This is a genomic window from Thermosynechococcus sp. B1 (assembly GCF_030322985.1).
Classification (GTDB): Bacteria; Cyanobacteriota; Cyanobacteriia; order Thermosynechococcales; family Thermosynechococcaceae; genus Thermosynechococcus.
In genome coordinates this window covers 192739-218761 of record NZ_CP096573.1, presented here as the reverse complement: position 1 = coordinate 218761, position 26023 = coordinate 192739, and the positions used below count along the sequence as shown (strand labels likewise).

General features: G+C 54.6%; 23 protein-coding genes. 7 read left to right on the top strand and 16 right to left on the bottom strand.

Annotated elements, in window-relative coordinates; translation table 11 throughout:
- Positions 1-147: 147 nt before the first annotated feature.
- The gene (locus M0644_RS01070; protein ID WP_286626218.1) at positions 148-2340 is read left to right on the top strand and encodes an ATP-binding protein; all 2193 of its coding nucleotides are present in this window, start codon (positions 148-150) and stop codon (positions 2338-2340) included.
- On the opposite strand, the gene coaE is transcribed toward M0644_RS01070, so the two are convergent.
- The 3 genes from coaE to M0644_RS01055 form a co-directional block, all read right to left on the bottom strand.
- Positions 2311-2922 (bottom strand): dephospho-CoA kinase, encoded by a 612-nt coding sequence (gene coaE / locus M0644_RS01065; protein WP_149817360.1) that lies wholly within the window; start codon positions 2920-2922, stop codon positions 2311-2313. The genes M0644_RS01070 and coaE overlap by 30 nt on opposite strands.
- Positions 2915-3478 carry an FxLYD domain-containing protein gene (locus tag M0644_RS01060; RefSeq protein ID WP_286626217.1) on the bottom strand — a complete coding sequence of 188 codons (564 nt, stop codon included), beginning with the start codon at positions 3476-3478 and terminating at the stop codon, positions 2915-2917. Before M0644_RS01060 ends, coaE begins: the two co-directional genes overlap by 8 nt.
- A 99-nt stretch (positions 3479-3577) precedes the next feature.
- Complete coding sequence (locus M0644_RS01055) at positions 3578-4501, bottom strand: DUF928 domain-containing protein (RefSeq protein WP_286626215.1); 924 nt, start codon at positions 4499-4501, stop codon at positions 3578-3580.
- A 156-nt stretch (positions 4502-4657) separates the two neighbouring features.
- On the opposite strand from M0644_RS01055, the gene M0644_RS01050 reads away from it, so the two are divergent.
- On the top strand, positions 4658-5395 hold the full coding sequence (locus M0644_RS01050; protein WP_190278288.1) for a 7-carboxy-7-deazaguanine synthase QueE: 738 nt from the start codon (positions 4658-4660) through the stop codon (positions 5393-5395).
- 13 nt (positions 5396-5408) lie between these two features.
- Here M0644_RS01050 and M0644_RS01045 read toward each other — a convergent pair whose 3' ends face one another.
- The 6 genes from M0644_RS01045 to M0644_RS01020 form a co-directional block, all read right to left on the bottom strand.
- A complete protein-coding gene (locus M0644_RS01045; RefSeq protein WP_149817350.1) occupies positions 5409-6593 on the bottom strand; it encodes a hypothetical protein in 1185 nt (394 codons plus the stop codon).
- Positions 6594-6759: 166 nt separating this feature from the next.
- Positions 6760-7605, bottom strand: a complete 846-nt coding sequence (locus tag M0644_RS01040) for a bifunctional diguanylate cyclase/phosphodiesterase (RefSeq protein WP_149817347.1) — start codon at positions 7603-7605, stop codon at positions 6760-6762.
- Between the two features lie 524 nt (positions 7606-8129).
- Positions 8130-9125: an adenosylcobinamide-phosphate synthase CbiB gene (gene cbiB / locus M0644_RS01035; RefSeq protein ID WP_149817345.1), complete on the bottom strand. Its 996-nt coding sequence runs from the start codon at positions 9123-9125 to the stop codon at positions 8130-8132.
- A gap of 38 nt (positions 9126-9163) precedes the next feature.
- Positions 9164-10234 (bottom strand): Fe(3+) ABC transporter substrate-binding protein, encoded by a 1071-nt coding sequence (locus M0644_RS01030; RefSeq protein WP_286626213.1) that lies wholly within the window; start codon positions 10232-10234, stop codon positions 9164-9166.
- A gap of 65 nt (positions 10235-10299) precedes the next feature.
- The gene (locus M0644_RS01025; RefSeq protein WP_149821575.1) at positions 10300-10647 is read right to left on the bottom strand and encodes a hypothetical protein; all 348 of its coding nucleotides are present in this window, start codon (positions 10645-10647) and stop codon (positions 10300-10302) included.
- 53 nt (positions 10648-10700) lie between these two features.
- Positions 10701-11033, bottom strand: a complete 333-nt coding sequence (locus tag M0644_RS01020; protein WP_149817341.1) for a hypothetical protein — start codon at positions 11031-11033, stop codon at positions 10701-10703.
- Between the two features lie 376 nt (positions 11034-11409).
- Here M0644_RS01020 and M0644_RS01015 point away from each other — a divergent pair, with 376 nt between their 5' ends.
- A complete protein-coding gene (locus M0644_RS01015) occupies positions 11410-12918 on the top strand; it encodes a pyruvate kinase (RefSeq protein WP_149817339.1) in 1509 nt (502 codons plus the stop codon).
- An 8-nt stretch (positions 12919-12926) separates the two neighbouring features.
- Here the strand turns inward: M0644_RS01015 and M0644_RS01010 are convergent, their stop codons facing one another.
- The 6 genes from M0644_RS01010 to M0644_RS00985 all read right to left on the bottom strand — a co-directional run bounded on the left by M0644_RS01010 (position 12927) and on the right by M0644_RS00985 (position 20165).
- Entirely contained in the window at positions 12927-14168 is a 1242-nt protein-coding gene (locus tag M0644_RS01010) for an efflux RND transporter periplasmic adaptor subunit (RefSeq protein ID WP_286626211.1), read from the bottom strand.
- 37 nt (positions 14169-14205) lie between these two features.
- A complete protein-coding gene (locus M0644_RS01005; RefSeq protein WP_286626209.1) occupies positions 14206-15141 on the bottom strand; it encodes a DNA polymerase III subunit delta' in 936 nt (311 codons plus the stop codon).
- Entirely contained in the window at positions 15138-17861 is a 2724-nt protein-coding gene (locus M0644_RS01000; protein ID WP_286626207.1) for a CBS domain-containing protein, read from the bottom strand. Before M0644_RS01000 ends, M0644_RS01005 begins: the two co-directional genes overlap by 4 nt.
- 89 nt (positions 17862-17950) lie before the next feature.
- Positions 17951-18445, bottom strand: a complete 495-nt coding sequence (locus tag M0644_RS00995; protein WP_149817331.1) for an isoprenylcysteine carboxylmethyltransferase family protein — start codon at positions 18443-18445, stop codon at positions 17951-17953.
- 48 nt (positions 18446-18493) lie between these two features.
- Positions 18494-19027, bottom strand: coding sequence for a 4Fe-4S binding protein (locus M0644_RS00990; protein ID WP_149817329.1), 534 nt, complete (start codon positions 19025-19027; stop codon positions 18494-18496).
- A gap of 106 nt (positions 19028-19133) precedes the next feature.
- Entirely contained in the window at positions 19134-20165 is a 1032-nt protein-coding gene (locus M0644_RS00985; protein WP_149817327.1) for a D-alanine--D-alanine ligase family protein, read from the bottom strand.
- Between the two features lie 72 nt (positions 20166-20237).
- On the opposite strand from M0644_RS00985, the gene M0644_RS00980 reads away from it, so the two are divergent.
- From M0644_RS00980 to atpC, 3 genes are all read left to right on the top strand, one after another.
- Entirely contained in the window at positions 20238-20432 is a 195-nt protein-coding gene (locus M0644_RS00980) for a DUF2862 domain-containing protein (RefSeq protein ID WP_149817325.1), read from the top strand.
- A 228-nt stretch (positions 20433-20660) separates the two neighbouring features.
- The gene (gene atpD, locus M0644_RS00975) at positions 20661-22109 is read left to right on the top strand and encodes a F0F1 ATP synthase subunit beta (protein ID WP_286626204.1); all 1449 of its coding nucleotides are present in this window, start codon (positions 20661-20663) and stop codon (positions 22107-22109) included.
- 67 nt (positions 22110-22176) lie between these two features.
- Positions 22177-22593 (top strand): ATP synthase F1 subunit epsilon, encoded by a 417-nt coding sequence (atpC, locus tag M0644_RS00970; RefSeq protein WP_149817321.1) that lies wholly within the window; start codon positions 22177-22179, stop codon positions 22591-22593.
- A 37-nt stretch (positions 22594-22630) separates the two neighbouring features.
- Here atpC and prfB read toward each other — a convergent pair.
- A protein-coding gene (gene prfB, locus M0644_RS00965) for a peptide chain release factor 2 (RefSeq protein WP_286626203.1) occupies positions 22631-23762 on the bottom strand; the annotation gives its coding sequence in 2 pieces (ribosomal slippage) (positions 22631-23686 and positions 23688-23762; 1131 coding nt in all).
- A 187-nt stretch (positions 23763-23949) separates the two neighbouring features.
- Here prfB and ftsH4 point away from each other — a divergent pair.
- Positions 23950-25809, top strand: a complete 1860-nt coding sequence (gene ftsH4, locus M0644_RS00960; RefSeq protein ID WP_149817316.1) for an ATP-dependent zinc metalloprotease FtsH4 — start codon at positions 23950-23952, stop codon at positions 25807-25809.
- Positions 25810-26023: the final 214 nt, after the last annotated feature.

Here is a 26023-nt window from a genome sequence, read left to right as displayed (position 1 = left end):
AATCATTAAAGAAACTAGTGGGCTTTCCCCCCTGTCCCCCTTGAGCCGCTACAACAGAAATTAATGGGAAACGCCTTTAGCGATCGCAACCCGCATGGCAATGCCACTGCCTGCGATGGATCGATCAAGGATTAAACTTCAAAAACTATGCGCCAGCCCGTCTTTAATCGAATTTTACCAGCATTTTTCTACGAGCGAATCGCCACAGTCCTGCTCGCAGAAGCTAGCCATCGCGGCGCAACTGTTCTTACCCGTGAAGATGTTATAGGGTCTGCCGATGCCCCTTTTCTCGTTGTTGTGGCAGAGACCTTTGCGCTGCTGTTGCAGACAGAACCCGTACCGCAGATGAGTGCCTATCGGGTGAAAATCCTCACTGAGCCGGTGGCGATCGCTCGCTTTCTGCGCAAAATTCGCAGCCAGACACCCCTAGGCCAGCGTTCCCTGATCCGCTCAGTTTTGCAGCAGTTGACTCCCTTGACCTCCAAAGACCAAACGTTGCCCGCCGACTTGGCCCTTTCGCTGATGAATGTGCTCAGCGAAGACATGGCTCAGCAGTGTCAAAATTGTGCCCCCCTTGTCACTGCTGCCTTGAGCGAACGACAGGCCAAAGAGCGCCTGCTACATCAGGTCACCACCCAAATTCGCCAAAGTCTGGAGCTGCCTGAACTCTTGAAAACAGCCGTGGATCGGATTCGCGAATTTTTAGGTGCCGATCGGCTACTGGTGGGACAGTTTTACAATTCTACTGGTCAATTGCAGGGGCAAATTGCCTACGAATCTTGCCGCTATGGGGGAATTCCGTCGGTTCTTGGGCTCTGGGATGACTGCTGGCAGTGGTCTGCCCTACCCAGCAGTAGCTATCAGCGTCTCAGTCGTGGCCAAACCATCGCAGTCAGTGACATTGAGGAATTTTATCAAGAGGTTCCCTGCCTACAGGCCTTTGCCGCCCGCTGGCAGATCAAGGCTTGGCTAATTGTGCCAATCATTGTTCAAGAAAAACTTTGGGGAGTGCTCATTGCCCACCAGTGCGATCGCCCCCGCCAGTGGCAACCCCAAGAAATTGAGTTTCTTACCCACCTCAGTCAACACCTGAGTATTGCCATTTACCAAGCGCAACTCTACAGCGAGCTGCAACAGCAAAAGGCCACCCTTGAACAGCGGGTGAATGAACGCACCCAAGCGCTGCGGGAAGCCCTGAGTGCCATGGAAGCCGCCCATCGGATTAAGAATGACTTTTTGGCCACCATGAGTCATGAACTACGCACGCCTCTGACCTGTGTGATTGGGGTTTCGGCCACCCTCTTGCGCTGGCCCCTCGGTCCGCTAACGGAAAAACAGCGGGAGTATTTGGAAATTATCCATGAGAGTGGCACGCACCTGCTGGAGTTAATTAACAGCATTCTTGATCTTTCGCAGGCGGAATTGGGGCGATCGCACCTGCATCGTAGTGCCTTTTCGATTCGGCAACTGTGTACCGACTGCATTGAAGTCGTCAAACCCCAAGCCCATCGCCATCAGGTCAACCTGCACCACCAACTGATGATTCCCCCTAGTCGCGATCGCTTTTGGGGAGACTATCGCCGCCTCCAGCAAATTCTCATTAACCTGCTCAGCAATGCAATTAAGTTTACCCCTGCCATGGGGGAAGTGATCCTACGGGCATGGTGGAAAGAGGATGAACTCATTTTCCAAGTTCAGGACACGGGTATCGGTATCCCAGCGCACCTGCAACCCTTACTCTTTCAAAAGTTTCAGCAGTTGGATAGCTCCTTTGGTCGTGCTTATACTGGAGCAGGTTTGGGGTTAGCCCTCACTAAGCAGTGGGTGGATCTGCACCATGGCTGGATTGATGTGGACTCCACTGAAGGCAAAGGCAGTACGTTCACGGTGGGGCTGCCGGCAATCCCTTCAGACTCCCTACCAGAACCCCCGAAACTCAAGCTAGATGTCCCGCCTCTGGCCACAACGGATGTACTGGTCGAACCGGAGGGGCGAATTGTGCTTGTGAGTGAGGATGAGGCCACTGCCACACTGATCTGTTCTATTTTGACGACCGCAGGCTATCAAGTGATTTGGCTGGTGGATGGTGAAGTGGAACGGTTGCTGGCACTAACTCCCATTGCCGTTCTTTTGGCGGAACCCTTTAGCTCTGGGGATGTGCAGGAGCTAGTGGATCAGTTGCGACAACGCTGCACCCCTGAGCAACTCAAGATTTTCATTTTGGGGTCAAAGGGTAATTACCAAGGGGTCGATCGCTACATTCCTTTGCCGATCAATCCAGAAAGTTTCCTGCAACAGGTGACAATGGGGCTAACCTCCCTTGCCATTTCTGCCCAGTAGGGAAAAGGCCTGATCCACCTGACGGTAAAGTTCCTCAAGAGAACCAGTATTCCAGAGCACTGTATCTGCCCGCCGAATTTTTTCCTCTAGGGGCAATTGACTAGCGAGGCGTTGGGCGGCTGCCTTTCCAGAGAGGCGATCGCGCTGCTGAAGGCGAGCTAACTGCTGTGCAGGTGTAGTGGCAACGACCCAAATCTGATCCACTAACCCTTCGAGGTGGGCTTCGAACAATAGGGGAATCACGAGGGTAATCAGGGGCTGATCACATGCTTGAATGGCTTGCTGCATCTGGGCAATCACCCAAGGGTGAATTTGCGCTTCTAGCCAGTGGCGTTCCTGGGGCTGAGCAAAGACAATCTCGCCCAACCGCGGGCGATCGAGGGTGCCATCGCTCCGACAGATGCCATGGCCATAGCGATCAACAATGGCTTGATAAATGGGTGTGCCCACGGCAACCGCCTGCCGCGCTAAGACATCAGCATCGACAATAGGCACACCATACTGCTGCTGCAAATAGGCAGCCACCACCGATTTACCGCAGGCAATTCCCCCCGTGATACCGAGGCGAAGCGGTCTAGACACCCCCTTGGAGCTGCACCGCTGGCTGCATTAAGCGCACCCGTGCCCCAATATCCGCTGGCACAGTGGGGAGCATTTGTTGATAGGTCACTGTCTGACCGGGACCAACAGTTGCCGGTTCTGGCGTCGCTGCACCCGTTTGTAGAATTTGGCCATTAGGCCCCACGACTTCATAGTTAACGGATTGAATCGTTACCGGTTGGCGGTTATTGTTCGTCACGGTACCGGTCACCACTGAAGAGCCTGGTAACTTCAGTACAGGTTGAAGCTGCGGCTGCCCCACGCGGATATTGCGTAGGAGCTGTTGTTCCAGCACTTTGGGATCGACTTCTTGGGGCGTCTCTGATGGTGTTGGCGTAGAAGCGGCTGCCGTTGCTCCAGAAAGGTTGAGCAAATGATTCCAATAGCGTTGATGGCGCCCCCAGTCATAGGGAGAGTTGCCAATAATCACAATGTCGCCCGCAGCCCGTTGTGCCAAGGCAGGGAGGGGGGCGATCGCTCCAAGAAGCACAATACTGGTTAGCCAAAGGGGAAATGGCGATCGAGTTATCTTTAGCATGGCGCACGCTCCTGTCAATGCAGCCTACTCTCCATCCTACTGCAACTTGATGTGGGGTTTGGGGTCAGCCAACCGCCCTCAATATCGGCCTAGGGGCAGCTATCGCAACAGCGGCATATTAACAATTTGGGGATCAATACCGGCACTCTTGAGCACATCTTGCCACTGCTGTTTGATGACAGCATCATTGGGATTGCTTTGCTGCAACTCCACAAGGGTTGCCAAGGTATCATTCCAGAGTTGACTGGTGGCCAAAAGGGGCAGGCGATCGGCTGGCGGCATGGTGGTAATCACCTGGGCAAGGTTGCTGTCTAGCTCAGCCCGCTCAATCCAGCCCGTCACAAAGGGATTGGCATCGGGTTCATTGGGCTTACAGGTGAGGGAGAAGATCCACTGGTATTTTTGCCCCGGTTGTAGCTTCGCCTTACTGGCATCCACTGTCACAGGTAAAATGCCGGCTTTACCATTCAGGGGCACTTGTTGGGTGAGGAGCAGATCGCCAGCTTCTGAGAGCAGCATCAGTTCCGCCGATTTGGCCGTGCTTTGGGGAACAAAGAAAAAGAGACTGGGATTGGCCGCAGCGGTCATCCCCAAGTTGTTATCGGGCACAAGAGCGACAATTTTTGTCAGAGAGCCTTGGGTACATTCACCAAAGCGGGTGGCGCCTGCGATCCGTTGCCCTGGCATGCCGCGATTTGGGGGTACAAAGGTGAGACGGTTACTCGATTGGGCAGCGTAGCGATCGCGAGCAATATAGGCCTCGACATTACTCATCGCTGTGAGGGCATAGCGGTTACCGGGGCGCAGACTGAGGGCACGGCGGAAATTCACCAAGGCGGATTGATAGTCGCGTTTGGCGGTGAGTTGATACCCCCGCTGCATGTAGCGATCGAACTCACTGGCTTCCCTAGGGGAAGTTTGGCCAACAGCAGGTAACGATGGCAAAATAACTGGCAGGGCACCCATCCCCATTGCCAAGGTACCGACAAGCAGCCACGAAAGGCCAAAACGGTGGGCAGACATAGCACTTACCTACTGAACACGCTAACTATCTTTAAGGTACTATCGGAAAGAACGCCCGATTGTGATCAGGCTTGCACATCCCCTGTGATTTCTGTAAAAGAGCAGCAAACTAACGATCAGTTCTCCCTTGCGCCGATCACGCTTCCCTTGGTGGAGATGTTCTCAGCGATTCAAGGGGAAGGCGCCAATGTGGGGTGTCGGCAAATTTTTATTCGCTTGGCGGGTTGTGATCTCCGCTGCACCTATTGTGACAGTGCCCACACATGGTTTGTTCCCGCCCATGCCCTAATTGAAGCACAAGCGGGCGATCGCCACTTTCAAACCGTACCCAATCCCGTCACTGCCGCCCATATTCTCGAAGCCGTACAGCAGCTCAATACTCCCCCCATCCACGACAGTATTAGCCTCACCGGCGGCGAACCGCTGCTCCATGCTGCAACACTGGCACCATTTTTGCCCCTCCTCAAAGCCCATAGCTCCCTGCCCCTCTACCTTGAAACTGGCGGACACCATCCAGAAGCACTGGAGCAAATTCTTCCCTATCTCGATAGTGTCGGCATGGACATTAAGCTCCCCAGCGTCAGTGGTGAGTGCCATTGGTCAGCCCATGAAGCCTTTTTGCGCCTGTGCGATCGCGCCCCTGTCGAGGTCTTTTGCAAAGTAATTATTTCCCAAACCACCGACCCTGCCGATCTCGATTGTCTCAGTGCCCTTGTGGCCAGCGTCAATCCCCATATCCCGGTCTTTCTCCAACCTGTAACGCCCGTAGGTACCGGTCGCTGTACCCCCCCACCCACCCCGGAACAACTCCTCAGGTGGCAAGCGCAATTGAAGGCACAGCTGACCCAAGTGCGCGTCGTCCCCCAAACCCATAAATATCTCGGCCAGCGCTAGGGGTATTTTTTAATCACTTTTTGATCAAAATGTAGGCACGGACATAATTGGGGATGCGACGGGCAGCCGCTTGGTAGGTAGCACGGTCTGGAAAAATTCCCGCTAGAAAGTCCAACTGATAGAGATTGGGCATAAAGGCTCCTCCTGTATCGGCAATCACACCGAGGCGCAGTTTAGGCTGACCGCCTTGGGTATCTTCAACCACAATGACTCGCCCAAGACCGATATTCCAGACATCCCCCGCAAAGGTGACTTCAGGTTCAATGTTAATTTTGTTCTCAATGGTGCTGCCGTAGCCCTTGATGGCGGCCACTTGGCGAAAGTACCAATAGCGTTGCTGCTCGTAGGGGGAAAGCCCCTTGACGAAGGGAATATCATTATTGCGATCCACATTGAAAAAGGCTTCAGTGCCATCGGTAAATTGCACCAGAATCGTCCCCTGCATCAGGGCATCCTCAAGCCCTCTCCTCGTCAAGTAGGCCAAAGGCTTCACCCGTCCATAGAGGGAGCCACCCGGTTCAAAAATCCCTTTCAGTACCTGTTGCTTTGTCAGTTGCTTATAAAATAAGTCCTCGCGTTGATCGGGAACATGGGGCGGCAGAGCATAAAGCGCCGTATTGTACGTCTCTGTGCGGGTGCGTGATCCGCGATGGGTAAATACCGCGTAGTTGGTGAGGCGCAATTCCTCAGTTTGATTTGGATTGCGGGGATTGTGGGGCAGCCATTGAATGACGCGAAAGTGCTGATTAATAAATGCGGGATCTTGCAAACGAATTGGGCGCTTGCGGCTAATATCCTCCGTGAGCGTTGCAATCATGAAATCTAGGGTGTCGAGGACTTGGGGCAACGTCACCCCCTGAATCGCCAGAATGCCCTCCCGCTGGGTAATGGGGTCTGTGTCACTAAAGTCTTGAAAATACTGGCGAGTGCTACGCAACACTTGCAGCAGCTTCATCGGGGCGGTGCTAATGCGGTGGGCGGGCAGGGGGCGATCGCGAAACAGGTTCCGCCCATCCACTTGAAACTGGGGCTGGCCAAACTCATCCAGCGCGGTGTACAGAGGAGATACAGCCACAGGGGACGTTGTAACTGTTGCAGATGCTTCTACTGGTGCTGAGGGAACCGTTACCGCTTGACAGCCCACTGCCAAAAACATCAGACTCAGACGACTTGCCGCACTCAGCCAATAGAAACGCATAAGTAGACCTTGAACATGCTTAGCCTGCACTCCCTAATCCTCGCATCGCAGATGGGGGTTAAGGCGCGGCGATGTAGGGAAGCGGAGTGGCCAATCGATTCATCATCCTAACCTTATGTGGAAAACTACACAAGGGATGCTGCTCTCACACCTATGGGAAGTGTCGTCATCTCAACCGCATTTGAGGAATTGACCAGTGGATCACTTGGGAATAGGGAAGTGGCTCTGTGAGCAGGTAGCCTTGAGTGGCCTTACAGCCAAGGTGGTGGAGGAGTTGCCCTTGCCCCCAAGTTTCTACACCTTCGGCGACAGTGGGAATCTCTAAACCGTTGGCTAAGTCAATAATGGCTTTGACAATTGCTTGGTCTTGGCGATTGCCTGCAATCTCAGTAATAAACGAGCGATCAATTTTTAGCCCAGTGATCGGGAATTGTTTCAGATAGTTCAGTGAGGCGTAACCAGTGCCAAAATCATCCAGCGTGATCCCCACCCCAAGGGCACGCAACTCTTGAAGGATTAACTGCGTTCGTTGGACGTGATGGATGGCCGTGGTTTCTGTAATTTCCAAGGTGAGTAATTCGGGAGGAAGGTGGGCGTTCCGCAGGCACTGGCTGACTTCTTCGACAAGATTCATGTGCAAAAACTGCCGTGCCGACAGGTTTACCGCTACTCCTACGCCAGCTAATCCCTGTTGTTGCCATGCTTGGCAGTCGCGACAGGCCTGTTGGAGAACCCAGCGGCCAATAGCAAGGATCAGACCATTTTCTTCAGCAATATCAATAAAGTGTTTGGGATAGAGCAAGCCCTGCCGAGGATGGTGCCAGCGCAGTAATGCTTCAATGGCGTGAATTTTGCCTCTTGTGAGATCCAGTTGGGGCTGATAGTAAATTGAGAGTTCGCCGCGTTCAAGGGCCCCATGGAGATCGTTTTCAAGGCGCAGGAGTTCCGGGGCAAGGGCATTGAGACTATTGGTGTAGAACTGATACGTGTTGCAGCCTGTTTCCTTCGCCACGGTGGTGTACTCTCACAGGAAAAGAGAAACCCCAAGAGTTGATCCATCAATTGGGTGAGGCGCTGCGGATTTTCGGCGAGGGGACTATGGCTTGGCTCATGCTGCAGAAAGGCAACAATGAACCCGGATGCCGATGCTGTCTCCCTGAGGGGAACCATGGTGAAGCAGAGTTCGCGGTGGCAACCTTGCAGGGGCATTTGCTGGTGCCAACACTGATCCAAAAAGGTTAGCAGTGCTCCATCCTGAAGCAGTGAAGCTACGGAGAGGTGATTCCCCAAAAGCTGCTGGCCAATGCTGTTGGCGCTAATGACTTGATATTGGGGTGGGCGGGTGGCAGAAACACCAATCAGTAGTAGCCCTTGGGCACTGTAGTTAAAAAGAATCTCCAACAGGCGATCGGTCATGGAGAGGGAGGAAGCGGCCAGTGTCTGGCCTTGCAGAGGAGAGGGCTGAACCACGGCCACTGTTTCTAAATTTTATTTCTTAATCCATCTACTCTAAACGACTCTGGCCAAGATGAATTGCTAAATGGAAAACACTTTATGCCACACCAAAACGATGCCGCCTGTGGCTGTAAGGGTGATCAGGTAGAGGGAACGGCTGAGCCGCAGAGCCGCAATAATCGTGCCTTGATCAATGGGGTGCAGCGGTTCTCCTAAAAAGGGTTTCACTTTCACCGTGCCGCGATAGGTATTCGTACCCCCCAGCCGTACGCCAAAAGCAGCTGCATAGGCACACTCACTCCAACCGGAATTGGGACTGGGATCCTTGGGCGCATCCCGGCAACACCACTGCCACACTCGCTGCCACTGCCCGGAGCAAAGGGCAACCAGAAAGACGAACCACCGACAGGGCAACCACGTGAGCACATCATCGGTTTTGGCAGCAAACCATCCCCAGTGGGTGTAGGGTGGCTCGCGATAGCCAATCATTGAGTCCAAGGTACTGGCAGCTTTGTAGGCCATCACGAAGGGCAGGGGCGTCAGTTGAGGCACCCACAGGGTGGCGATCGCCCCATAAAAGAGTGGCGCCATCATGCCATCGGTGGTATTTTCACTGACGGTTTCCAGAACCGCCCGCAGAATCTCAGGTGCCTCTAGATGGGCAGTCTCGCGACCCACATACTTGGCCAAGGACTGGCGTGCCCCCTCAAGATTGCTAGCCGCCAAAGGTACCAATACCTCTGCCGCTGCATCCCGCAGACTACGACCCGCAAAGCCACTGGCCGTGCCCACGACTGCAATCCCCCAACCGAGGAGGGGCGAAATCCTCATCCCCAGTGCCACCACCCCCCAACTGATGAGGGCAGAACCTAGGATTAAGCTCAGTGTCAGCAGCGCCCCCCCCAACCGCTGTCCCCAAACTGGCCAGCCTTGGCCATAGTTGAACCCGTTGCTAAGGGATTGAATATACGCTCCCATCCAGCGCACGGGATGCGGCCAGCCCCAAGGATCCCCAAGGCCAAAGTCAAGGAGGGCAGCAGCCAGAAGAATCGTGTAGGCAATGAAGGGGCAAGACACAGGAACGATCAACGGGGGCGATCGCTCATTTTAGAACCTTAGCGCCACCCCGCCCGATCCATGAGCCGCAGAGCCTCGGCATTGTTGCGGCCAAACACTGCAGCATTGACATTTTGGCCACGGAAGTTGCCAAACTGGCGCACAACCGGATGCAGGGGTACCCCGGCGCGCACGGGATATTCAAAGTTGGCCATGGCAAACATTTCCTGCGCCCTAGGACTCACTAAGTATTCGAGAAAACGAATGGCCGCTTGCCGGTTGGGGGCACCCGCCACCACGCCGCCACCACAGATATTGACATGGGCACCGCGATCGCGCTGATTTGGGAAGAACAAACCAACCTTCTCAGCAACTGCGCGGTCTTCTGCTTTATCTGAGGCCATTAATCGAGCGAGGTAGTAATGATTTGTAATTGCAATACTTCCAACACCCGCTGCACAAGCGCGAATTTGTGCGGTGTCATTTCCCTCTGGGGGTCGGGCAAAGTTGGCAACCAATCCCCGCACCCACTCTTCTGTTCTTTGAGGACCATGAATCGCCAGCAGTGAGCCTACCAAGGATTGGTTATAGACATGGCTGGAGCTGCGTGTGAGGATCTGCCGCCGCCACCTAGGATTGGCCAAGTCTTCGTAGGTGGAGAGTTGGTTGGGATTCACTTTGGATTTATCGTAAATCAGGACACGCACCCGCCGCGAGAGACCAAACCAGTGTCCTTGAGGCTCCCGTAGGTTGGCTGGCACAACGCTATTGAGTACCCTTGACTGAATCGGCTGCAAAAGACCGGCCTGCTGGGCTCGCCACAAGCGACCGGCATCCACCGTAATCAACACATCGGCAGGACTCCGACTGCCCTCACTGCGAATCCGTTCAATTAGGGCATCAGCCTCAGCTTCAATGAGATTGACCCGAATGCCAGTTTGCTCGGTGAAACCGTTGTAGAGGGCTTTGTCGGTATCGTAGTGCCGTGCTGAATAGACATTGATCACACCCCCTGCCTGCCGCTGTTGAGCATTGCTCGATTCTGCTTTTTGGTTCCAGAGGTGGTGGGCGACATAGGCCGTTGCCCCAGCGCCCATGCCTAGGAGTACACGGCGACCGACTTTCTGCATAATTGAGAATTTCTCCTAAATCCAATCTGAAAAATATTCTAGGACGATGGCTTCGTTTTTGCAATTTAGTTGCAATAAGTTAAGTCTTTGCTGTACCACCACTGGCGATCGCTAGGGGATAACTCCACCCAATAGAGCGTAATCACCATCATTGCCCCCGTTTCGAGGTGGCGCACCCAATAGCTGGGATGCCGTTTTGTGGCACTGTCGAGAACAAGCCGCCGCCCAATGCGCCGCCAACTGGGTTCTTTGCTGCGCCAAGCGATGCGGCAACAGGGCCACGGTAACTGCTCGCGGTCAAAAAGGCGACAACAGGCACCGACCACTTCATAGCTAAAGGAATAGCCGGGACTGTAGAACTGAGTCCCACTCCCTAAGACCGGTGGTTGTTCTATGGTTGAATCTAAGCCAATCAAGGGGATGCGCTAGCGTGCAGGCCAGCTTCTCAGTGTATCAGGAATCCCCCCTAGGGTTCTTGGGCGGCAATCAAAAGGGCACAGCAGCTAAATCCGACCACAAGGGGGAACAAGGACTGCAGCCAGCCACTCAAGCCCGTGGTGACTAGGGCGATCGCCAGTGCCAACATCTGGAGGCGGCGTTGCTGCGGCGATGGAGCCGTCGGCAGTTCAACGAGTTGCAGTCCCTCAGTGGGCAAGGGCAGGGGCATCACGCCGCCAGGGGGAAATGCCCAATACTGGTACTGCTCAATAAAGAGATCTGTCCAGCCATGTTCTTGGCACCAGGCCACTGCGGACTGATAAGAGTATTTGAGTAATTGCAACGAAGGATGACGATCCATAGGGGCACTGGTCAGGGCAAGACAATGAACATCTCTATTGAGAACATAACAGAACTGGGAAATCGGTTTGGAACCCTTGTAGTAACTCTTAATCCTTTTGCTTGGGAGAAAATTAAGATTCCCGAAAGAGGTCAGCAGATATACTGAAAGATAGATAGAGTTGTGCCAGAAAGCACAACGGTTCCTACACAACCGTTCGTTGCAGCCGAGTGATGTAAAGAAGTGTTTATTTATGTTTTGCAGTGAGGGGTATTGTTAAGCCATCAATAAATGGTTTTCAACAATCATTAAAATTTCCTCAAACCCTTATTAAGTCTTGCTTTGCCATGAATCCAAACCAATCATGAAATCCCTTAAAACCATCCAGGAGGCGGTCATGTTGCTGGAGGCACCGACTGTACCAGTTTCCCCCATTGCCTTGCTCCATAGCCTGTTAGAACTGCGGCAGGAAATTACCAAAGAAGGGGAAGCCCGTTTTCAACAGTGGCAATCAAAAATTAAGCGATCCGAATTTATACCTAGTGCCCGCAATCTTGCCTACTATTTGGCCTTGCGCTGGCGGGATCTACGGGCAATTCAAATGGCCTTGATGCCTTGGGGGTTATCGTCCTTAGGGCGGATTGAGTCGCGGGTGCTCCCCAATTTGGATGCGGTGATCAATACTTTGGGCGCCCTGTGCCATACCCATGAGTCACTGCCCCCCCGCCCACCCTTAGATGCCTTTTTTGCGGGCGATCGCCAACTGCGCCGCCAGACGGAAGAACTCTTTGGTCCGATTCGGGGCAAACGCCATGGGCGCATCATGGTGACCCTGCCCCCTGAGGCGGCGACTGACCCCCAATGGAGTATTACGCTCCTGCGCAAGGGGATGAACTGTGCTCGGATCAACTGTGCCCACGATGACCCTGCCACTTGGGAAGCGATGATTGAGCACCTGCAAGCGGCAAGCCACATTACGGGTCAACCCTGCAAAATTCTCATGGACTTGGGGGGGCCAAAACCCCGCATTGCCGACATTTTTCCTGAGGTGGTGCGCCTCCACGGCGGCGATCGCCTGCGCTTGACTACAGCAATTTGCCCTGATGGCGGAGAAATACCGCAATTCACCTGCTCCTTGCCAGAAATTTTGCCGCAATTGGAGGTGGGGCAGCGGATTTGGATTGACGATGGTCACATTGGCGGTCGCATTGTCAGCAAAGATGAGCAAGGGGTGGAACTGACTATCACCCACTGCAAAGAAGGACAGCGGTTGAAAGTGGCCAAAGGCTTAAACTTCCCCGATAGTGATTTGCGCCTGTGTCCTCTGACCGCAAGTGATCGCGAGCATCTGGCCTTTGCTTGCCGCCATGCCGACATCATTGGCTACTCCTACGTCCAGTCCGCCGAGGATATTGCCCTACTGCAACGGGAACTGGAGCATTGTTGTGGCGATCGCGCCGACCAGATGGGCATCATTGCCAAAATTGAGACCCCGAAAGCAATTCGAGCACTGCCAGAACTGATCATCCAAGCGGCGGGTCGGCAACCCTTTGGCGTCATGATTGCCCGGGGTGATCTCGCAGTTGAAATTGGCTACCAACGCTTGGCAGAAATGCAGGAGGAAATCCTCTGGCTCTGTGAAGCCGCCCATGTGCCCGTGGTTTGGGCGACCCAAGTCCTTGAAAACTTGGTGAAAAAAGGCGTGCCCTCCCGTGCAGAAATCACGGATGCAGCGATGGCGGAGCGAGCGGAGTGTGTCATGCTCAACAAAGGCCCCTATGTGGGACTGGCAGTAGATATCCTCGATGATGTTCTTGCCCGCATGGAAGCCCACCAGCAGAAGAAAACACCGCAACTGCGGGCACTGCACTCGTGGCACCCCTACGAGACAATTGTGCGCCAATAAACCTCTAGTTAGCCCTCAGAGAGAATGCTGGGGCGAATTTTATCCCCGTCCCGCAGGGGTCGACCCGAACGGACGACATAGCGATCGCCGGCATTCAAACCACTGAGGATTTCTACTTTGCCCTCCCGCCGTTGGCCTAGGGTGACCTGCCGCTCCTGCACGCGATCGCCAACCACCACAAAAACGCTGCCTTGCCGTGAGGATAGTTGCCCCGCCTCAAAACCACTGAGGGCGGATTGCGGAATCATCAAGCGCGGCGCATTCGCTCCTTGGAAGGCCACCCGTGCCAGTAAACCACTGCCCAGGCGTTCATCGGCATTGTCAATCACGACTTCCACAGGAATCAGACGGGCAGCGGCGGCGGCAGGTGAAATTCGCGTAATCCGTCCTTCATAGGTGCGGTTGGGCACGGCATCAAACGTCACTGTTGCCCCTTGGCCGGGAGCTAATCTCGCTAATTCCCGTTCCGAGACTTCCACAACAACTTTGAGTTGACGAATATCGCCAAGGCGAAGAACTTCTCCCCCCGGTTGCAGTAGGTTGCCCACTTCTGTCAGTCGCTCTAGCACCACGCCATTGAGGGGCGATCGCAGGAGGGCTTGATTCAACCGTGCCCGTGCCTGTTGGACAAAGGCGGTTTGGGCTTGGACTCGTCCTTGGGCAACGGCCACCCCCTGTTGGGCGGTCACCACCTCTGCTTCACGAGACCGCAGTACCTGCCGTGCTGTTTGCGCCGTTGTGCGTGCCTGTTCCGCTGCTTGCGCTGAGACGGCACCATCCCGCAGCAGGGTTTCAAGGCGGCGGGCGTCACTTTCCGCCTGTTGGAGGGTAAGACGGGCTTCTTCGACGGCTGTACGGGCGCGATTGACGGCGGCTTGGGCTTGGATCACCTCGTTGCGACGGGCAGCCAGTTCTGCCTCTGCTTCAAAGACGGCATTTTTCAGCACAATGGGATCCACCTCTGCAAGGAGTTGCCCCGCTTGAACGCGATCGCCCACATCCACGCCAAGGCGAATCACTTGACCTTCCACCTGCGATCGCACCATCACTTCACGGTAGGGGCGAGTGGTACCTGTCAGGGTTGAGCCTGTTTCCAGCCGTTCCAAGCGTGCCACTGCCACATCAGCAGCGACCCCTTCCCTTTCTGGTCGCGCGACTGCCGGTGATTCTAAGCGATTTATTGCCGACTGGCACCCCCCCAAGAGCACCGCGATCGCGATCGCCCCCAGCCATTGTTGTTTCGCCATCATCTGTCTATTTATCTTCCCAACTGCTGCCGATAGCCTATCACACCGTCCCCAACTGCATCAGTAACACCTCCCAGACAAGGCGAGGCTGAACGTACTGCTGCAAATACTGACGGGCACGCTCCAATTGCTGAAGCATAGACACCTTCTGCGGGAACGATCCCCCTTGCCAAATTTGCTGCTGCATTAGACCGAGGAGCCAGAGCTGTCGTTCCACATCAAGGGATTGGCTAATATCTCGTGCCAATTCCAAAGCAGTTTGTAAAGGGAGGGGTGTGGTCAGTTGTTTGCCGAGGTGGCGGAACGGCTCAGGAATCTCTCGCCATGTTTGCCACGCTTGCAGAACTGCTCCTGGGGAGCCAGCTCCTAGGTCAAAGAGGGCGGGGCTAACCTCCTGCCAAAATTCAGGGGGGGCGACCTGTCGCAGAACCTGCTCCAGATCCGAACGATTCAGGGGATAGAAGGGAATTTTCTGACAACGGGAAACTATCGTATTCAAGAGCGCTGACGGACTGGGAGCAATGAGGATCAACGTGGCACGCCCCGGTTCTTCGAGGGTTTTTAGCAGGGCATTGGCGGCAGCTTCGTTCATGGTTTCAGCTTGGGTCAAGACCACTAGCGATCGCGACGCACGCATCGGCGGTTGGCTGAGGTGACGGCTGAGTTGGCGAATTTGCTCTAGACGAATCTGGGGGGCACTGCGGGGAATCTCCTTCTCAGCGGCGACGAGTTGGCGACGGGTGTAGAGCGTCCCTTGGATACTGTAGGTGGGTTCAATCCAGAGGACATCCGGGTGGTTGCTGAGATCCTTGGCCTCGTTGAGAATCGCTTGCAGAAAACAGCGGGCAGTGAGGGCACGGCCTACCCCTTCAGGTCCAACAAAGAGATAGGCGGGGGTGAGTCGCTGGCGATCGAGGGCATGGGTCAAGAGTTGAACAGCGGTTGGCTGACCAATGACGGAGCGAAACCAATTCATGGTTTGGGGAAATGGGCTTTAACATAGGCAATGGCACTGGGGCGATCGCTGACAAGGCCATCAAGCATTGCCGATCGCAGGGCAAGGAGAATTTGCCGTAACTGCGGTCCGCGAGGATAGCCCAACTGTTGCAGATCATGGCCATTTAGGGGCGGCTTTTGCAATCGCCAATGCCAGAGATACTCCCGCAATAGGGCGACATCCCCTAAATCGGCTGCGCTACCTTTTGCCTGCTGTACTGCGGCCAAAAGCACAATGATGGGTAGGGGCTGACGCTCTAAAAATTCACAGTAGCGACTGCGCTGTTGCTGGCTCTGCCGCAATCTCTGCCACTCCTGTTGGCATTGAGGAAAAGTGTCCAGCCACTCACAGATATGCTCCCCCAGTTGCAGTTGACGGGCGATCGCCCCCGCCGTGGGGACAGTCACAATCAAGGCCAAGAGTTCTAGCTCCCACAGGGGAAAGGTTTGCCACTCTCGCCGCTCAGGAATCTCTGGCCACCACTCCCAAACCAATTTCAAGCGCACCTTGGCCGCCTGATCAAACTTCACTTGGCGATCTAAACACTCAAGGGCACCCAATTCCGCGAGTAACGTCAAGGCACGCTCACCGCCAAAGTGTTCCGTTGGCGCAAGGGGCAGTTCAAGGATGTGGCGCAGTTCATTGCGCAGCCGACTTTGCAGGGAAGGCCGTTTTGAGGTGGGGCGATCGCGGGTGGCAAAGACACCGCTGGTGAGGGCATATTCAATGTACTGGCGGGTTTGCGGCTCTAGGTCAAAGCCAAGGCGCACAGCAAAGCGCACGGCTCGAAAAATCCGCGTCGGGTCTTCAATAAAGCTATTGGGGTGGAGCACCCGAATCAGTCGCCGCTGCAAATCCTCCCGTCCGCCAAAGAAGTCCAGAACCTCCCCGTGGCGCGGTGGCGTCAGGCGCATAGCAAGGGCATTGATGGTAAAGTCGCGGCGGTAGAGATCTTGGCGAATCGAACTGGCGGCCACTTCCGGATGCGCCGCCGGATAGGGATAAAACTCACTGCGGGCGGTGGCAATATCCACAGCAAACCCGGCTAAGGGCAAGGCCTTCGGCCAGTGGAGCGCCGCGGTTTGAAACTGGCCATAGATTTGTAAATCCGTCTCTGGGTAAAGGTCATGGAGCGCTTGTGCCAAATGCACGCCAGCAGCTTCCTCCTGTTGCACCCCATCCACCACCAAATCAAACTCCCGTGTCGGTAAATGGTGATTCCCTTGGGCAATGGCCAACAGCAGATCCCGCACGGCGCCACCCACAAGGTATAGTTGCCAGCCGCGTTCCTTGGCGATCGCTGCCGCCCGTTGCAGTAGCGCCCACAGTTGCTCCGGCAGCCGTTGTTGCAGTGCCTCGTAAAGATTTAGGGTTGGCAAGGGGCAGACCGTTTCCGTTTCGCGGCTGAGGGCATAGAGGTGGCGCAGCACATCGGTACGGGTGACAATTCCCACAAGATCACCTTGCTCATTCACCACCGGTAGCCGCCCAATATCGTACTGCACCATTAGGGCTTGAATCTCTGGCAGTGGCGTTGTCGGGGAAACCGTGCGCACCGGTGCTTTCATGTATCCTTTGACCGGGGCATGGGCAAAGCCGTGGTGCAGCGCTACATCCAAATCTCGCCGTGAAATAATCCCCAGCAGTTCCCCTGCGGCACTCACCACCGACAGACCAGAGTGGCCATAGCGCAGCAAGACGCGGTGGGCATCGGCAATGGGGGTTTCTGGACGTACTGTTCGTACGGGTGAGGACATGAGTTCTGCCGCTGTTGGCGGATGGGGAATCTGTGCTTGAAGCGCTGTAAATATCTCTTTGAGCACCGCCTCTGGCTGGTCTGTGGTCATCGTCACTGCGGCGGCTTGGGCATGGCCACCCCCGCCAAGGGGAGCCAGCAAATGGGCAACATTGACATTGGGAATTTGGCTGCGGGCAATAATGGCGAGATGATGTTGGCGATAGCAGTGGCCAAGGAGAATGGCATCGCATTCACTGAGATCCGCCAATTGGGTGATTAACCGCGAGAGGCCGGGGAGATACTCCGCTGTGTGCAGCAGTACCCAGCCCAGCCGATAGCCCTGATAAACCACTTGCTGGAGATTTGCCCACGCCTGCTGCAAATAGGGTTGCAGATCTGCACTCAAGCCAGCCTCGGAATAGGTGGCGATCGCCCGCTGATTGGCCCCTTGGCTCAACAGCCACACCAAGGCCTGCACATCCCGCACCGTGGTTTGCTCAAAGGTCAAGGAACCCGTATCCGCATGAATCCCTAGGGCGAGAACCGTTGCTTCTGTGGGTGTCAGGCGAATCTCTGCGGTCTGCAACTGTTCGCAAATAATGGTGCTGGTTGCCCCCACGGGTTCTAACCATTGCTGCTGGGGGACAATATCCCCCGTCATCTCTAAATGGTGATCGTACAGGCCAATTTGGACTTGGGGTTGATCCAGCCATCCTGCGGCTTGCCCCAATTGGCGGCGCCACTGTGTATCCACCACCCAAATCTGGCGCAATTGACGGGGGTCAACGGCTCTTGCTTCAATGAGGGGATATTCATCGCGATGGTAGGCCAAAAATTCCCCCACCTTGGGATGGGTTCCCCCAGTCAAGACAATTTTGGTTCCTGGATAAAGGCGTGTGACACCGACGGCTGCCCCAAGGGTGTCAAAATCAGCAATTTGATGACAAAGGACAACATTCATCAGAACTTCCGCAAGGGGGCGGTGGCGAGAGTTTTCAACTCCCCTGTATCCAGTCTGCGGCAAGTTGTGTTCCAGCAAAAGGACAAAAATTAGTAGAGAAGAGGAATCAGTTTCTTCACCGTTTGCCGATAGGTTGGGTAGTCCTTAAACTTGGCCGATAGCCACTGTTCTTCTTGAGCGGCCTTGCGGTCAAAGAAAATGAAGAGGGCGATCGCCCCCAGCCCGTGGGAAAGACTCATTTGCCATACACCATAGGCCAAGGCCAAAAAGATCACACTGCTATAGATCGGATGGCGCACCCAAGCATAAACCCCCGTGGTTACTAACTGACTGTCCTCCTTGGGATGGGGTAGGGGTGTCAAGTTGTTCCCTAGGTGAAACAAGCCAGCAATGCCTAGACCAAGGCCAATCAGCCCCAAGCCAAGGGTCAATCCTAGGCGCACCACCAAGGGTAGGCTAACCACTCGTACCACTGGCAAGAGAATAAAGCCGATACTGAGTACCGTTTGGCCAATGACCCAAAATTCTCCCCGTTGATTGCGCCACCAGTCTTTGCTGAAGCCCCACTCTTGCAGTTTATTCACCTTGGTTGCCGCTGTTGCTGCATATCTTCAATTCTAGCGATCGCGCGCTCATTCCACAGGGGGCAACAATTTTGTGGCTTTCGCACTGGCTTTTTTCGCCTTCGTCTGGCCACTTCCCAGTTTACCCAAGGATTCTTGGAGTGTGCCCATCGGGCAAATCGCACACCATGCCCGCTGATTAAAGATCACCCCTAAAAGAATCGCAACAATGGACGTGACGACGCACATATTGACAAAGAGGCCACCTACCGCGACCCAGTTGCCCCATGCCAATGTCATGCGAAGGGCAAAAACCGTCATGATGAAGCTAAACACCGCCCAGCGAAAACTTTGTTTTTTGAAGAGTTTGGGATAGGGACGGTGGGGACTAAAGTGATAAAGCACAATGTCTAGGAACGCGCCACGCGGGCAGAGGTTGCCACACCAGTAGCGGCTGCGAAAATAGGCCAGCACAGGAATACCCAGCATCATGGCCAGCATCAGGTACCCCAGCCAAGGATACCAGAGGCCACCGATCGCAATTAGAAAAAATAGCCAAATCATTGCCCACTGACTGGGCTTGCCCCTCAACGATTGCTTCATAACCTGCCTAGTCTTATAGTCTTATATGACTATAAAGTTATTTAGTAGAAAAAGTCAAGGTCTGGCTCCAGTGCCTTCACGACTCTTTACGTGGTCAAGGCAATAGCTAGCCGTGCCGCTCTAGAGCCAATTGCACCAAGCGATGGACTAATTCCGGAAAGGGCACACCACTCGCCGCCCACAGTTGGGGGTACATACTCAGGGCGGTAAACCCCGGTAGGGTATTCACTTCATTAATCAGGATTTCGCCAGTGCTGGGTACATAGAAAAAATCAAAGCGGGCAAGGCCAGCGGCATCAAGGGCTTGAAAGGCCTGTAGGGACATCCTGCGGATCTGCTCACTCACCGCTGGGGAAATCTCCGCAGGAATATGGAGTTGAGCGCGGCCATCGGTGTATTTGGTTTCGTAGTCGTAGAACTCACTGCTGTAGGTAATCTCCCCCACCACCGAAGCTTGGGGTTTATCATTGCCGAGCACCGCGCACTCTAGCTCACGGGCAACCACACCCGCTTCCACAATGATGCGGCGATCCAGTTCGGCAGCGGCCTCAAGGGCAGTTGTCAGTTGTTGGCGATTTTTGGCCTTGGAGATGCCCACGGAGGAGCCAAGGTTGGCAGGTTTGACAAAGCAGGGATAGCCCAATTCGGTTTCAATGCGATCGCACAAATGGTTGTAACGACAGGGATCCGACCACAGGTCACTGCGCTGAAGGGCTACGTAGCGCACTTGGGGTAAGCCCACAGCTCCAAAGACCGTTTTCATCAAGATTTTGTCCATACCAATGGCCGAGGCAGCCACCCCCGAACCCACGTAGGGGCGTTGCATCAATTGCAGCAGGCCTTGCATCGTACCATCTTCACCATTGGGGCCGTGGAGAATCGGGAACCAAACATCAATGGTTTCGGCAACCGCAGGAAACTGCCACAGGGAGTCCTCTGGTGCTGCGCCCTCGGGGATGCCAACATGGTCTGTGGAGCGCCAGTGGCCATCTTTTTGGATGTAGATCGGAATCACCTCATAGCGATCGCGATTGTCGCCCTCGGTAAAGGCTTGGGCGATCGCTGCCGCCGAGACCACCGAAACTTCATGCTCCCGTGAGCGACCTCCAAACAATAGCCCGACCCGCAGACGACCCATAGGACAAACCCGTGTGAATGTGACGGTTTCTTGGTACGATTTTCAAGGATTATACAAAGTTTGGGAGTTGCTATGGACGTGGGGCAAAAAGTGCGCGTCTGTCGAATTCGCGATCGCGTCGCCCAAGACATCATTCAAAAACTCGGCCAAGTGGGTCAAATTACTGGTTTTAAGATGACCGATGGCAGTGGGGTTGGCGTCATTGTCACCTTTGACGATCGCTCCAGCACTTGGTTTTTTGAGGACGAAATTGAAGTCGTCGGCTAATTCCTGCCCTGCCGCCTTTTTCACAGCAACTGAGCGGGGTCAATAAGACCTCAGATTTGGATCCCACTGAATCCGATAGAAAAAGGCTGCATTAGTGGTACGTTGTATTGTGGTGCGCTTGCACCAAAAGCTGCATTCCACTTTCAGTCTCGATCGTTGTGCCCCTTGGGGAGCGATCGCCCTCTGAAAAAACGCAAATGAATTTACCTAGACAGTAGGCAAACGTCCATGGTCATATCAGCAGAACGAACCAATGTAGGCTTTATTACTCAGGTCATTGGCCCTGTCGTTGACATTGAATTTCCCAGCGGCAAAATGCCCTCCATTTACAACGCCCTGCGGATTCAAGGCAAAAACGAGGCCGGCTTAGACGTGGCTGTAACCTGTGAAGTGCAACAACTCCTTGGCGATAACCGCGTCCGTGCCGTTGCCATGAGTAGCACCGATGGCTTAGTGCGGGGGATGGAAGCCGTAGATACCGGTGCCCCCATCAGCGTGCCCGTAGGGACAGCCACCCTTGGTCGCATCTTCAACGTGCTGGGTGAACCCGTGGACGAAAAAGGCGCTGTCAGTGCCACTGAAACCCTGCCCATTCACCGTCCTGCTCCCAGCTTTACGCAACTGGAAACCAAGCCCTCGGTCTTTGAAACCGGCATCAAGGTGATTGACCTGCTCACCCCCTATCGCCGTGGCGGTAAAATTGGCCTCTTTGGCGGTGCGGGCGTCGGCAAGACCGTGATCATGATGGAACTCATCAACAACATTGCGACCCAACACGGTGGGGTGTCGGTGTTTGCTGGCGTGGGCGAACGTACCCGCGAAGGCAATGACCTCTACAACGAAATGATTGAATCGGGCGTGATCGACAAAAACGATCCCAGCAAATCTAAAATCGCCCTTGTGTACGGTCAAATGAACGAACCCCCCGGCGCACGGATGCGTGTGGGTCTGTCGGGGCTGACGATGGCCGAATACTTCCGCGATGTCAACAAGCAGGATGTGCTGCTGTTTATTGATAACATCTTCCGCTTTGTGCAAGCCGGTTCTGAGGTGTCGGCGCTACTCGGTCGGATGCCCTCTGCGGTGGGATACCAGCCCACCCTCGGTACCGATGTGGGTGCCCTGCAAGAGCGGATTACCTCGACCACGGAAGGTTCGATTACTTCGATTCAAGCGGTCTATGTGCCTGCGGACGACCTGACTGACCCTGCTCCGGCCACGACCTTTGCCCACTTGGATGGGACAACGGTGCTCTCCCGTGGTCTAGCCGCAAAAGGGATTTACCCCGCTGTGGATCCCCTTGGCTCCACCTCCAACATGTTGCAGCCGGACATTGTGGGTCAGGAGCACTATCAAACGGCACGGGCGGTGCAAGCCACCCTGCAGCGCTACAAAGAGTTGCAGGACATTATCGCTATTTTGGGTCTCGATGAACTCTCTGAGGAAGACCGCCTAACCGTGGCGCGGGCACGCAAAATTGAGCGCTTCCTGTCTCAGCCCTTCTTTGTGGCGGAAGTGTTCACCGGTGCCCCCGGCAAATACGTCACCCTCGAAGAAACCATCAAAGGCTTCCAGATGATCCTCAGCGGTGAGCTGGATGATCTGCCCGAACAAGCCTTCTACATGGTGGGCAATATCGAAGAAGCCAAAGCTAAGGCTGAAAAACTCAAAGCCTAGGTTTCACAGGTGTCGATACAGGGTGGGGCAACCCGCCCTTTGATCATTGAGTGGCAAGGGAAGCGTTATGGTGATGACTGTCCGGGTAATTGCACCCGATAAAACCGTTTGGGATGCCCCCGCTGAGGAAGTGATTTTGCCCAGCACAACGGGGCAATTGGGTATTCTCTCAAATCATGCCCCCCTCTTAACCGCCTTGGAAACGGGCGTGATGCGGGTGCGCCAAGACCGCGAGTGGGTGGCGATCGCCCTCATGGGGGGCTTTGCCGAAGTTGAAAACAACGAAGTGACCATTCTTGTCAACGGTGCTGAGCGCGGGGACACAATTGACCTCGAAAAAGCCAAGGCCGAATTTGCTGAAGCACAGGCTGCCCTCGCTAAAGCCGAACAGGGGGAATCTAAACAGGCCAAAATTCAAGCCACCCAAGCCTTTCGTCGTGCCCGTGCTCGCTTGCAGGCCGCAGGGGGTGTGGTCGAGATTTAGGTTCTTTCCCTGATTTGCTGAACTGCAATTGCTCCCCCTAGGGGGAGTTTTGTGTTTCACTGGCTTCCTCCGTTTGCTGCCGCAGGTAGGCTTGGATAAAGGGATCGAGGTCACCATCCATTACCTCTTGAATGGCTGTCGTTTCCACCGCCGTGCGCAGGTCTTTGACCAGTTGATAGGGATGGAAGACATAGTTGCGAATTTGGTTGCCCCAAGCCGCTTCAACGGCATCACCGCGAATATCCGCAATTTCTTTGGCCTTTTGTTCTTGGGCAATGACTAATAGCTTGGCCTTGAGAATGGCAAGGGCTTTTTCCTTGTTTTGCAGTTGCGATCGCTCCTGCGTACAGCGGACGGCCAAGCCCGTTGGTTTATGGACAATACGCACTGCCGTTTCCACCTTGTTCACGTTTTGCCCCCCCTTGCCACCACTGCGGGAAGTGGTAATCTCCAAATCGCTTTCCGGGATTTCAACCGTAACGGATTGATCCAGTTCGGGCATCACATCCACGCCGGCAAAGCTGGTTTGCCGTTTACCATTGGCATTAAAGGGAGAAATGCGCACAAGGCGATGGGTGCCCTTTTCAGAGCGCAGATAACCGTAGGCATAGCGCCCCCGAATTTCTAGGGTGGCTGACTTAATGCCCGCCTCCTCCCCCTCCGATAGCTCGGCCAGATGGGTTTGGTAACCGTGGCGCTCCGCCCAGTGGGTGTACATTCGCAGCAACATTTCTGCCCAATCCTGAGCATCAGTCCCGCCAGCACCAGCATTGATCGTGAGAATGGCGTTGTTTTTGTCGTAGGGGCCACTGAGGAGTTGTTCCAGTTCCCAGCGACTCAACTGGGCGTCTAAATCCTTGAGCAGCGTAGTCGCCTCTGTCACCAACCCTTCATCCGGCTCTAGCTCCAGCAGTTCCAGTGCCGTTTCCACGTGTTCAATTGTTTTTTGCCACTGCTGAAGTTGGTTGAGGGCGTCTTTGGCTTCGGTCAACTGTTGGAGCGTGACTTGGGCGATCGCTTGATCATTCCAGAAGTCGGGCTGAGCGGCAGTGTGCTCAAGGTCGTGAATCTTAGCGCTTAATGCTGCTGGGTCAAAGATAGTCCTGGGTATGACCCAGGCGATCGCGCAACAGGGAAAAATCGCGTTTGAGCGTACTTAAATCGATCATTCTACAATGCAAAGGAAATGAATTCTGTTGATATTCTATCAAAGGCAGACCGCCGCCCAACGCTACTGTGGGCTATTTCTGAGGCAGCTGAGGGGTCAAGGCAAGAAATGTTAAGTTTTTCACCCTTGCCCTTAGTCCCTCCCAAGTGTCACCATGATCCCTAGGTGAACTCTGGGGAATGGAACCCATGGCCATCAAAAACTCGCCCGAAGTACCCCGCAATCGCTGGATTGGCAATGCCTTACTCTTTCTGGGTTTGGGATTTCTGCTGCTGAACCTCTTCTTTCCGCAGCTCTTTGCACCGCGCCCGCCTCAGGTTCCCTACAGTATGTTTATCCATCAGGTGCAAGAGGGAGAAGTGGCTCGCGCCTATGTGGGTCAAAATGAGATTCTTTATCAACTCAAACCCCAGGGGGATAAGCCTGCCCAAGTGTTGGCGACCACGCCCATCTTTGATTTAGAGTTACCTAAACGCTTGGAGGAACAGGGGGTTGAATTTGCTGCCGCGCCACCCCCCCGCAACAGTTGGCTATTGAATGTCTTGGGCTGGGTGATTCCGCCGATTGTTTTTGTGCTCGTTTTCCAATTCTTTGCCAGTCGCCAAGCGGGCGGTGGTCCTCAGGGGGTTCTCTCCATCAGCAAAAGCCGCGCTAAGGTCTATGTCGAAGGTGCGAACACGGGGATTCGCTTTGATGATGTGGCCGGGGTGGAAGAAGCCAAGGCGGAACTGGTGGAGATTGTGGATTTCCTAAAAAATCCCCAGCGCTACATTCAAATTGGAGCCCGCATTCCCAAGGGGGTGCTGCTGGTGGGGCCGCCGGGGACAGGGAAAACCCTGCTGGCCAAAGCCGTTGCTGGCGAAGCTAATGTCCCCTTCTTCTCCATTTCAGGTTCTGAATTTGTGGAGCTATTTGTGGGCGTCGGGTCGGCCCGCGTACGGGATCTCTTTGAGCAGGCGAAAAAGCAAGCCCCCTGTATTGTCTTTATTGATGAGTTAGATGCCATTGGTAAGTCCCGTTCCAGTGCCGGTTTTTATGGCGGGAACGATGAGCGGGAGCAAACCCTCAACCAACTGCTGACGGAAATGGATGGCTTTGATGCCACGGGGGCAACGGTGATTGTCCTTGCGGCAACGAACCGCCCAGAAACCCTTGATCCGGCATTGCTGCGCCCTGGACGCTTTGACCGCCAAGTCTTGGTCGATCGCCCCGATTTGAGTGGTCGGGAGGCAATTTTGAAAATTCATGCCAAAAAGGTGAAACTGGCTCCTGAAGTGGATCTGCACGCGATCGCTGCCCGTACACCGGGGTTTGCTGGCGCAGACTTGGCCAACCTAGTCAATGAAGCAGCCCTACTGGCGGCGCGCAATCAACGGGAAGTGGTGACGCAGCAGGACTTTGCCGAAGCAATTGAACGCATCGTGGCTGGCCTTGAGAAAAAAAGCCGTGTCCTCAACGACAAGGAGAAGAAAATTGTCGCCTACCACGAAGTCGGTCATGCCCTTGTCGGCTGTGCGCTGCCGGGCAGTGGTCGGGTAGAGAAAATCTCGATTGTGCCCCGTGGCATGGCGGCTCTTGGTTACACATTGCAATTGCCGACGGAGGATCGCTTCCTCCTTGATGAGCAAGAATTGCGCGCCCAAATTGCCACCTTGCTAGGGGGGCGATCGGCAGAGGAGATTGTCTTTGGCACGATCACAACTGGAGCTGCGAACGATCTACAACGGGCCACAGATTTGGCAGAGCGGATGGTGCGCAGCTACGGCATGAGCAAAGTCCTTGGTCCTCTTGCCTTTGAGCAACAGCAGGCGAGCTTTTTGACGAACAATGGCATGATGCTACGGGCAGTCAGTGAGGAAACCGCTCAAGCCATTGATCGCGAAGTCAAAGAAATTGTCGAGTCAGCTCACCAGCAGGCGCTCAGTATTCTTAAGGAGAACCGTGACCTTCTCGAAGCGATCGCCCAAAAACTCTTAGAAAAAGAAGTGATTGAGGGCGAAGAACTCCACGAACTACTGAGCCAAGTAAAAACCCCAACCGCTGCTTAACCAACGGAGCCGCAAAACCGCCAAAAAAAAAGACCAGCGGATTACTGGTCATTCAGTCCAATGTTTTTGTCTCAGAAGAGAAGTCAAGGTGCACACAAAGCGGTGAGGGCGATCAAAAAGCTGCACTGCCTGAGCTCCCCTTCTTCCTCCATGATAATGTAGCGAGAGTCACAAAAGTTCACATATAAAATCTTTAGGTATTTCTACTCAAATC